The organism is Alloalcanivorax balearicus MACL04 (assembly GCF_025532145.1).
In the GTDB taxonomy this organism is placed as follows: domain Bacteria; phylum Pseudomonadota; class Gammaproteobacteria; order Pseudomonadales; family Alcanivoracaceae; genus Alloalcanivorax; species Alloalcanivorax balearicus.
In genome coordinates, this window is the sequence record NZ_ARXS01000048.1 from 1 (window position 1) to 8,642 (window position 8,642).

At 62.2% G+C, this 8,642-nt stretch carries 9 protein-coding genes; 4 read left to right on the forward strand and 5 right to left on the reverse strand.

Annotated elements, in window-relative coordinates; all coding sequences use genetic code 11:
- On the reverse strand, positions 1-603 hold a 603-nt coding region (locus MA04_RS21305), incomplete at its 3' end, for a GntR family transcriptional regulator (protein WP_262462744.1).
- A gap of 201 nt (positions 604-804) precedes the next feature.
- On the opposite strand from MA04_RS21305, the gene MA04_RS21310 reads away from it, so the two are divergent.
- Entirely contained in the window at positions 805-1,215 is a 411-nt protein-coding gene (locus MA04_RS21310; RefSeq protein WP_163127127.1) for a PaaI family thioesterase, read from the forward strand.
- Between the two features lie 5 nt (positions 1,216-1,220).
- On the opposite strand, the gene MA04_RS21315 is transcribed toward MA04_RS21310, so the two are convergent.
- The 4 genes from MA04_RS21315 to MA04_RS21330 are packed head-to-tail and all read right to left on the reverse strand — an operon-like array spanning position 1,221 to position 4,912.
- Positions 1,221-1,853: a LysE family transporter gene (locus MA04_RS21315; protein ID WP_262462745.1), complete on the reverse strand. Its 633-nt coding sequence runs from the start codon at positions 1,851-1,853 to the stop codon at positions 1,221-1,223.
- Between the two features lie 42 nt (positions 1,854-1,895).
- A complete protein-coding gene (locus MA04_RS21320) occupies positions 1,896-2,912 on the reverse strand; it encodes an ArsA family ATPase (RefSeq protein ID WP_262462746.1) in 1,017 nt (338 codons plus the stop codon).
- 39 nt (positions 2,913-2,951) lie between these two features.
- Entirely contained in the window at positions 2,952-3,236 is a 285-nt protein-coding gene (locus MA04_RS21325) for a cory-CC-star protein (RefSeq protein ID WP_262462748.1), read from the reverse strand.
- Entirely contained in the window at positions 3,233-4,912 is a 1,680-nt protein-coding gene (locus tag MA04_RS21330; protein WP_262462750.1) for a carbon starvation CstA family protein, read from the reverse strand. The genes MA04_RS21325 and MA04_RS21330 overlap by 4 nt, the downstream gene beginning before the upstream one ends.
- A gap of 274 nt (positions 4,913-5,186) precedes the next feature.
- On the opposite strand from MA04_RS21330, the gene uvrY reads away from it, so the two are divergent.
- The 3 genes from uvrY (at position 5,187) to pgsA (ending at position 8,532) form a co-directional block, all read left to right on the forward strand.
- Positions 5,187-5,837: a UvrY/SirA/GacA family response regulator transcription factor gene (gene uvrY, locus MA04_RS21335; RefSeq protein WP_014994378.1), complete on the forward strand. Its 651-nt coding sequence runs from the start codon at positions 5,187-5,189 to the stop codon at positions 5,835-5,837.
- A 157-nt stretch (positions 5,838-5,994) separates the two neighbouring features.
- The gene (gene uvrC / locus MA04_RS21340) at positions 5,995-7,815 is read left to right on the forward strand and encodes an excinuclease ABC subunit UvrC (RefSeq protein WP_262462754.1); all 1,821 of its coding nucleotides are present in this window, start codon (positions 5,995-5,997) and stop codon (positions 7,813-7,815) included.
- A 111-nt stretch (positions 7,816-7,926) separates the two neighbouring features.
- Positions 7,927-8,532 (forward strand): CDP-diacylglycerol--glycerol-3-phosphate 3-phosphatidyltransferase, encoded by a 606-nt coding sequence (pgsA, locus tag MA04_RS21345; protein WP_163127132.1) that lies wholly within the window; start codon positions 7,927-7,929, stop codon positions 8,530-8,532.
- Positions 8,533-8,642 lie beyond the last annotated feature (110 nt).

Here is an 8,642-nt window from a genome sequence, read left to right on the forward strand (position 1 = left end):
GGCGGCGGCGGCGTCACCGGCGCGTAATGCCCGGACGATGGCCCAGTGCTCCTGGCTGGATTCCGCCATGCGATTTTCGATGGTAATCGGCGTCAGTGGTGGCACCCCCTGCCAGAGGGTGAGGACGATTTTCTGGGTGCGCGGCTGATTGGCGGCATCGTAGAGCACCCGGTGAAAACGCTGATTGAGCGCCACATAGGCAGCGGAGTCGCCATCATCGGCGGCCTGGTCCATGTCCTGTTGCAACTGCTCCAGCTCGTCCAGTTCCTCGTCGCCGAGTTGGGGGCAGGCCTGGGCCACCATATGGCCTTCCAGCAGTTCGCGCAGGGCGTAGATCTCCTTGACGTCATCGACGCCGAAGGAACTGACCCGATAAGCGCCCCGGCCCTCGGTCTCCACCAGGCCATCCGCCTCCAGCCGGCGTAAAGCATCACGCACCGGGATGCGGCTGGTACCGAAACGCTTGGCCAGGTCCTCCTGCACCAGGCGTTCGCCGCCGGCGATGTCCCCGCGCAGGATCGCTTCGCGCATGCGTATGTAGACTTCCTCCTCCATGGAGCGGCGGCGGACGGGAGCGAAAGGGTCGGTTTGGGTTCGCGGCATAGTGTGTTTCTCAAACGCTAAGACAGTGTTTTCCCGAGTGATGGCGGGAGTTTACAGGATTTACCCGCTCCCGGCCCGGTGCAAGGGAGCGGCGGCCAGCGTGGTCCGTCTACTGTATACAGTATACAATGCGCCGGTTCGGATGCTGGCCGCAACGGCCATTTTCCTTTTTCAGCCAAGCAGACAGGAGCGCGCAGGTTAATGAGCTGGACTCGCGAAGACGAAATCAACTGGACCAACAACAATCCATTCCGTTGCCACCTTGGCATCAAGATCAATTGGGTCAACGACGACGGCGGTTCCGAGATCGCCCTGCCGGTTACTCCTGAGCTGTTACAGGCCTACGGCATGGTACATGGCGGCATTTATTGCGTGTTGATCGACACCGTGCTGGGCACCTGCGTGCGTGCTCACCATCAGCGCGACGCCGGCCCGATCACGGTGGATCTCAATGTCAGCTTCCTGCGGCCCACCGGGCAGGGGGAGATCGTCTGCCGTGGCGAGATCATCAAGGCCGGCCGCAAGGTCATGGTCGGCAGCGCCGATGTGCTCGACGCCGAAGGCCGCAAGCTGGCCACCGGTCGCGGTTCTTTCCTGATGCGCAACGAGTAGCGCGGTCAGACCGCTGCCCGGCGGGCGGTGGCTAGCAGGCTGGCGGCGGCGGCGAACAGGGCGGCGAAGCCGCGGTTCACCAGCCGCTGTTGGCGGGCACTGCGCAGCAGTTTGAGCGCACGGGCGGCCAGCCCGGTGTAGCCGGCCATCACCACCACGTCCACGGTAATCAGGGTCAGCCCCATGATGGCGTATTGCAGAGCCATGGGCCGTGAGGGATCGAGAAACTGGGGCAGGACCGCGAGCAGGAAGACCACGGCCTTGGGATTGCTGGCGTTGATCAGAAAGCCCCGAATCAGCAGCACACTACGGCGGCGCCCCTGATGGTCGTCGCCAAGGGTATCGTAGTCCTGGGTGGGGGCACGCCACTGTTTGATCGCCAGGTAAAGCAGGTAGGCGACCCCGAACCATTTGATCAAGGCAAAGGCCAGGGCCGAGGTGGCGAGCAAGGCGCCGACACCGGCGGCGACGATGGCGATCTGCAGCACCAGACCCAGCTCCAGACCCAGGATATTCCAGCCCCCGCGTAGAACACCATAGCGCAGACCCGTGGACATGGAGGCGACAGCCCCGGCGCCGGGTGACAGGCAGATCAGCCAGCAGGCCACGAAGAAAGCAAACCAGGTGTGCAGAGCCATGGGATATCCGTTAACGGGCAAAAAAATCTGCGCTGAATACGTCTAAGAAGTGCTCAGCAGACGGGAAGCAAAAGCTTCCAGTGCCGACCGTCCCTGAATGTCATCGACGAACAAGGGTACTTGCCGCCGGGGCAGCGGGTCCAGCCGTTGCGCCAGCTCCTGCAACATCCTTTGCTCGCGCTCACGTCGGGCCTGGAAGAAGGCCCCTTCGGCGCCGTCCGGCAGCACGCGGTTGACCACCGCGCCGGCCACCGGGATGCCGGCCTCCTTGAGACTGTGCACGGCCCGCTCGGTTTCCAGAATGGGCAGGCGCTCAGGTGTGAGGACGAATAGAAAAGCGCTGTGCTCGGGGTCGGAGAGAAGACGGCGGGCTTTCTGGAAGCGGCGCTGGCGTTCGATCAGAGGCGCGGCTAAATCGCGGGTGCGGTCGTCCAGGCCGGCCAGTTGATGCTCTTCCGGTGTGTTGACCGGGCTGTCCAGATCGCGGCCAGGGGTCAGGTGAGATAATACCTTGCCCAACTGTTCGGAGCGGCGGTGTTGCCGCAACAGTCCCTCGCTCCAGGCCGCCATCACCTCCGGCAAACTCAGCAGGCGCAAGGTGTGGCCGGTGGGGGCAGTGTCGAAAACAACCAGGTCAAAGCGCTCGCGAGCCTCTTCCATAATAGTAGTGAGACGTTCCAGCAGCGCCGCTTCCTGGGCACCGGGCGCCTGACGGCTGAGTTTGAGCTGGTGCTCCATGGCCGAGCGCTGATCGGGCCTGGCGAACCGGGCCATTTGCGCGCGCACCCGCTGCAGATGCTCGTCGACCTCTTGTTCGGGATCCACTTCCAGGGCGGTGAGATTGACCGCCAGAGCCTGTTCCCGATTGCCAATCTCGCGGTCAAAAGCGTCGGCCAGGCTGTGGGCCGGATCGGTGGATACCAGCAGCGTGCGGCGGCCAAGATTGGCGGCGGCCAGGGCCAGCGCGGAAGCCACCGTGGTCTTGCCCACGCCGCCCTTGCCACCGACCATCAACTGCCGGTGCTGGCTCAGAAGGTCATGCAGATTGAGTTCCGGCATTGTGGTGAGTCTCGTTGACGAACTTGCCGGCGACAGCGCTCAGCAACAACGGAAATTATCCAGAGGTGAATGGGGCATGCCCATGCGCCGGTGCCAATCGTGGAATCGCTCCATCAGCAGTGGCTGCAGTTCCAGCGTATACCAACTGGCCGGATTGGGAATGCCCATGGTCTCGGAGAAGACCATGAGCATGAACAGATTATCTTCATCCCGGCGGGCGCGGGCAATGGCGGACCGGTAGGGGGCGTTGTAATACTCCGCCCCCAGTTCCCCGGCACGCCGGTACCAACGCTTGAGATTGCCGAGAAGAGTCACCGCTTTCATCCTTCCGCCTCGGCTTCCCGGGCTTTCTTATGGCGACGCAGACTGGCGGTACATTCCAGGGTCACCAGCACCGCCGCCACCAGGACCACCAGGTCCAGAGTGAGCAGGAACCAGTCCTGCTTCTCATAGAAGCCGCGCAGTTGGATCAGCAGCGCCGCCAGCGTCATGGCCAGCAGGAATACCAGCGGCACCAGAGTGTAGCGGGTGGGGCGGCCAAGCCGCACCAGCATTACCGTGACCACCAGCAGAGTGAGCCCGGCGAGCAGTTGGTTGGTGGTGCCGAACAGCGGCCAGATCAACAGACCACCGGAACCGTCCGCGCCGCCGGCGCCGAAGGCCAGCAGTACGCAGGCGCCCACCGCCAGCAGAGTGGCGGGCAGCGGGCGGCGCATCCAGGCGAGGTTATAGATTTCTCCCCACTCCTGGAAAATGTAGCGCTGCAGACGCAGGCCGGTATCCATGGTGGTGCCGGCGAACAGGGCCGCCATCACGGTCAACATGGTGCCGGCCACCGCGGCGTTGATGCCGGTACCGGCGCTGAGGATGGCGGCGCCACCGTCGACGAAGGCCTGCACACCGCCCTTGCCGAAGGCGGAGTAGATTTCACGCCATTCAGCGAGAGAAGCAAAACCGGCGGTGGCGGCGAGGATCGCGGCCAGCGCCAAAGCCCCTTCACCGATGGCGCCGAAATAGCCGACGAAACGAGCGTCGGTTTCCTTGTTCAGCTGTTTGGACGTGGTGCCGGAGGCGACCAGACCATGGAACCCGGAGATCGCGCCACAGGCAATGGTTACGAACAGCAGGGGCAGCAGAGGCGGTGTGCCGGCCGGGACGTCGACGTTGAACGCCGGGGCCACCACCGTCGGATTGGCGATCAGCATGGCGCCATAAAGCAGGATCAGGCCGACAAAGAGCTGCAGTCCGTTGATGTAATCACGAGGTTGCAGCAACACCCACACTGGCAGGAGCGAGGCGATGGCGGCGTAGGCGAACAAAATCAGGATCCAGGCGGCGCTGGCGGAGAGACCGAAGGTGGATTCCGGCAAGGTGACCGGCACTGATGGGCCGACCCAGATCAAGGCGTACAGGGCTATCACGCCCAGCAGGGAGACCACCGCCAGATTCAGTTTCCAGCGATAGATCATCTGGCCGATCACCAGCGCCACGGCAATGGCGCCCCATACCGGCAGGACCGCGCCGGGATTGTTGATCAGCAAGCGGGCGATGACCACGCCGAACACCGCGTTGACCATCAACAGCACCAGGAAAATAACGATCATGAACACGCTGCGGGCACGTGGGCCGACCACTTCGCCGGTGAGACTCCCCACCGACTGTGCCCGATTGCGGACACTGGCCCAGATCGCGCCGGAATCGTGGACACCGGCGAAGAAAATGGTGCCGAACACCACCCATAAAAACGCCGGCAACCAGCCCCAGATCACGGCGATGGCCGGACCGACGATGGGCGCGGCTCCAGCCACGGAGGTGAAATGGTGGCCCCAAAGTACGAATTTGTTGGTGGGCACGAAATCCACGCCGTCTTCCATGGAATGGGCGGGTGTTTCGAAATTCGGATCCAGTTTGTAGATTTTATCGGCGATGAAGCGGGAATAGACAAAGTAGCCGGCGGCCATGCCGCCCAGCCCGAGGATCAATAAGACAATGGCGCTCATGATTAATCCTTATTCGCTGCGCAGTCGGGTAAGACATGTCCATCACAGAATTAACCTCAAAGTGTGAAGCTGGTCAATGCGACCAAAGTCCAAAGCGCTCAATGTTGGTGCGCTCTCTAGGCAGAGCGGCCGTCGCGGGTTAGGCTTAACAGGCCTTTTCGGATGTCCGGCCTCTGTCTGTTAGTCATGGAGAGGAAGCCATGCCAGGGGGGAACCGGGGTGACTTCCGACAACAAAAACCACACTCAAGGATCGACGTGGGGGAGATTCGACGATGATCAAAGTAATGGTGGTGGACGACCACGAGTTGGTGCGTACCGGCATTAGCCGGATGCTGAGTGACCAGGATGGCATCCGGGTCATTGGGGAAGCCGCCTCCGGCGAGGAGGCGGTGAAACTGGCCCGCGATCTGGAACCGGACGTGGTGCTGATGGACATCAAGATGCCCGGCATGGGTGGACTGGTTGCCACCCGTAAAATGATGAAGCAGGACGACGGCATTCGCATCATCGCGGTAACCGTTTGCGAGGAAGAACCGTTTCCTTCCCGGGTGATGGAGGCCGGTGCCGCCGGTTACATGACCAAGGGGGCGGATCTGGAAGAAATGGTGCGAGCGATCAAGGTGGTGCAAAGCGGTCAGCGCTATATCAGCCCGGACATCGCGCAGGCGATGGCGTTGCGTGCCTACAAGCCGACGCCGGCGGCACTGGATGTACTGTCCGAACGGGAACTGCAGATCATGACGATGATCGTCAATCGGTTCAAAGTGCAGGACGTGGCCGATCAGTTGTGCCTGTCCCCAAAGACGGTCAACACCTACCGATATCGGATTTTCGATAAGCTCGGCATCACCAGTGACATGGAAATGGCGCTGATCGCCGTGCGCCATGGCCTGGTCAACGCCCACGAAGCGGTGGCCCTGTAAACGGCATCCGCCAATCCAACCGGATTTTGCTAAACTCGGATTTTGCTAAACTATGCGACGCCCGTGCTCCGGCACGGGCGTTTTGCGTTCCGGGTGGCTGGCTTGGGATACCGAGCGGCTGCCTCCTGGTCCCGCCGCCCATCGATTCGGAGTGAATTTGTCCAGTTTCGACGCCAAGCATTTCCTCGCCCATTGCCCGCGTACCCCTGGGGTATATCGCATGCTGGATGGCAAAGAAGGCGTGCTGTACGTGGGCAAGGCGCGGGATTTGCGAGCCCGGCTTTCCAGTTATTTCCAGAAGCGCGTGGATTCGGCCAAGACTCGCGCGCTGGTGGCCAAGATCGAAGCGGTGGAGACCACCGTCACCGGCAGCGAGGCGGAGGCGCTGTTACTGGAACAGTCGCTGATCAAGACGTTGCGGCCTCCTTATAACATTCTGCTGCGGGACGATAAGTCCTATCCGTACATCAAGATCACTACCTCGGACCGCTTTCCCCGGGTGACCTTCCACCGTGGCAGCCGCCGCCCCGGCGCCCAGTACTTCGGTCCTTATCCCAGCGCCGGCAGTGTCCGCGAGACGCTGGCGCTGATCGAAAAGGTGTTCCTGATCCGCAATTGCCGCGACAGCTTCTTCCGTAACCGCTCCCGCCCCTGTCTGCAGTATCAGATCCATCGCTGTACCGCGCCCTGCGTGGATCTGGTATCCGAGGAGCATTACGCGACCCAGGTACGAATGGCGATAGATTTTCTCTCCGGCCGTAGCCGTGAGGTGACCCGCCGGCTGACCCGGGAAATGGAAGCCGCCGCCGAGCGGCTGGAGTTCGAGCGCGCGGCGGAGTTGCGTGATCAACTGGCCGCGGTGCAGGCGGTGCAGCAGAAGCAAAATGTGGAAGCCGGCAGCGGCAATGTGGACGCGGTGGCCATAGCCACCCGTCATGGCCTGGCGGTGATCGAGGTGCTGATGGTCCGGCAGGGCCGGGTGCTGGGGCATCGCAGCTTCCGTCCGGATACCCGTGGTGAGGATAATCAGGAGGAAATCCTGGAGGCCTTCCTGGCCCAGTACTACCTGGGCGAACGGGATGAACAATCGATTCCGAAGGAAATTCTGCTGCCAATGGCACTTCCCGGTGCCGAGGCTCTACAGGAGGCCTTGACCGGCCGCTACCAGCGGCAAATCCGGCTGGCCTGGCGGGTCAGAGCAGGGCGGTCCGCCTGGCTCAACATGGCCAAAGCCAACGCCGACCAGACCATCGCCGGGGATCTGGCGGCCCGCGAGCATCTGGAGAGCCGCTTCCACGCTCTGGAGACCCTGCTGGAGGCGGACGCGCCGATCCGCCACGTGGAGTGCTTTGATATCAGCCACACCCAGGGAGAAAGGGCAGTGGCCTCCTGTGTGGTGTTCGATCAGCATGGGCCGCGCAAAGGCGATTACCGTCATTTCAATGTGACCCCCGATCAGGGCGGCGATGACTATCAGGCGTTGGAGGAGGCGGTCCGCCGCCGTTATCAGCGCGTGGTCAAGGAGGAGGGGCGCTTGCCGGACCTGTTGTTGATTGACGGTGGCAAGGGGCAGATGCGGCGCGCCTTCGATGTGATCCAGTCCTTGCAGTTGGATAACCGTATTCTGGTCATGGGGATTGGCAAGGGGCCTACCCGCAAGCCCGGGCTTGAGGCGCTGTACCTGCCCGACGGTCGCGAGTTGGTGCCCGGCGGCGGCGATTCGGCGCTGCATCTGCTGCAGCAGATCCGGGACGAGGCTCACCGTTTTGCCATCACCGGCCACCGCGCCCGCCGGGCCAAGGCCCGCCGCTCGGGACTGGAGGAGATTCCGGGAGTAGGGCCCAAGCGGCGCAAGGCGCTGCTGAGTCATTTTGGCGGCCTCAAGCAATTGCGCAATGCTTCCAAGGAGGAGTTGGCCCGGGTGGAGGGCGTCAACGCCCAGACCGCCGAGACCATATACGACTGGTTCCACGGCTAGCCGGTCTTGCCTGAGCGGCTGCCACACACCATACCCACAAAAGCAGTCCGGCAATGAGAAGATGGCGGGATTCGGCTATACTGGTTTTTTTTCAGCCGGTCGAAGTGGTTCATGCCTGCGCACTCTCCGATTTTGAATCTGCCCAACATCCTGACCCTGATCCGTGTCGCCACTATTCCGGTCCTGGTGGCGGCGTTTTACCTTCCGTTCAAAGGCAGCAATATGGTGGCGGCCGTGCTGTTTCTGGCCGCCGGGCTGACCGACTGGCTGGATGGCTACCTGGCCCGGAAACTGGGGCAAACCAGTCCTTTTGGCGCCTTTCTGGACCCGGTGGCGGATAAGTTGATCGTGGCGGTGGCCTTGCTGATGCTGGTGCAACAGCATGCCACGCTCTGGCTCACCGCTCCGGCCATGGTCATCGTGTGCCGGGAAATCACCGTGTCCGCGCTACGGGAGTGGATGGCGGAGCTGGGCCTGCGGGCCAAGGTGGCGGTCAGCGCCATTGGCAAAATAAAGACGGTGACCCAAATGGTGGCCATTACCCTGTTGCTGGCGGTCCAGCCCGGCTACGACGTTGGGGGTGGCATGGTGATGACGCCGATCCTCTGGTTGAGTTACCTTTGCCTGTACGTGGCCATGTTGCTTACATTATGGTCGATGTTCCTGTATCTGAAGGCAGCGGCGCCGCAGTTCCGACGTTCACGTCCAAGACCCTGAAAAAACAGAGAAAATGGGTTGACAGACCAGGGGGCATGAGTAGAATGCTGATCCGCGTCGAGGCAAACAATCGACGCTAAAGCGGGAATAGCTCAGCTGGTAGAGCACAA

What these genes read in the sequence shown, in the direction of transcription:
- pgsA (WP_163127132.1), top strand. Translation starts at nt 7,927, where the DNA reads ATGCCTGCGCACTCTCCGATTTTGAATCTGCCCAACATCCTGACCCTG.
- MA04_RS21315 (WP_262462745.1), bottom strand. Translation starts at nt 1,853, where the DNA reads ATGGCTCTGCACACCTGGTTTGCTTTCTTCGTGGCCTGCTGGCTGATC.
- MA04_RS21325 (WP_262462748.1), bottom strand. Translation starts at nt 3,236, where the DNA reads ATGAAAGCGGTGACTCTTCTCGGCAATCTCAAGCGTTGGTACCGGCGT.
- MA04_RS21330 (WP_262462750.1), bottom strand. Translation starts at nt 4,912, where the DNA reads ATGAGCGCCATTGTCTTATTGATCCTCGGGCTGGGCGGCATGGCCGCC.
- MA04_RS21320 (WP_262462746.1), bottom strand. Translation starts at nt 2,912, where the DNA reads ATGCCGGAACTCAATCTGCATGACCTTCTGAGCCAGCACCGGCAGTTG.
- uvrY (WP_014994378.1), top strand. Translation starts at nt 5,187, where the DNA reads ATGATCAAAGTAATGGTGGTGGACGACCACGAGTTGGTGCGTACCGGC.
- MA04_RS21310 (WP_163127127.1), top strand. Translation starts at nt 805, where the DNA reads ATGAGCTGGACTCGCGAAGACGAAATCAACTGGACCAACAACAATCCA.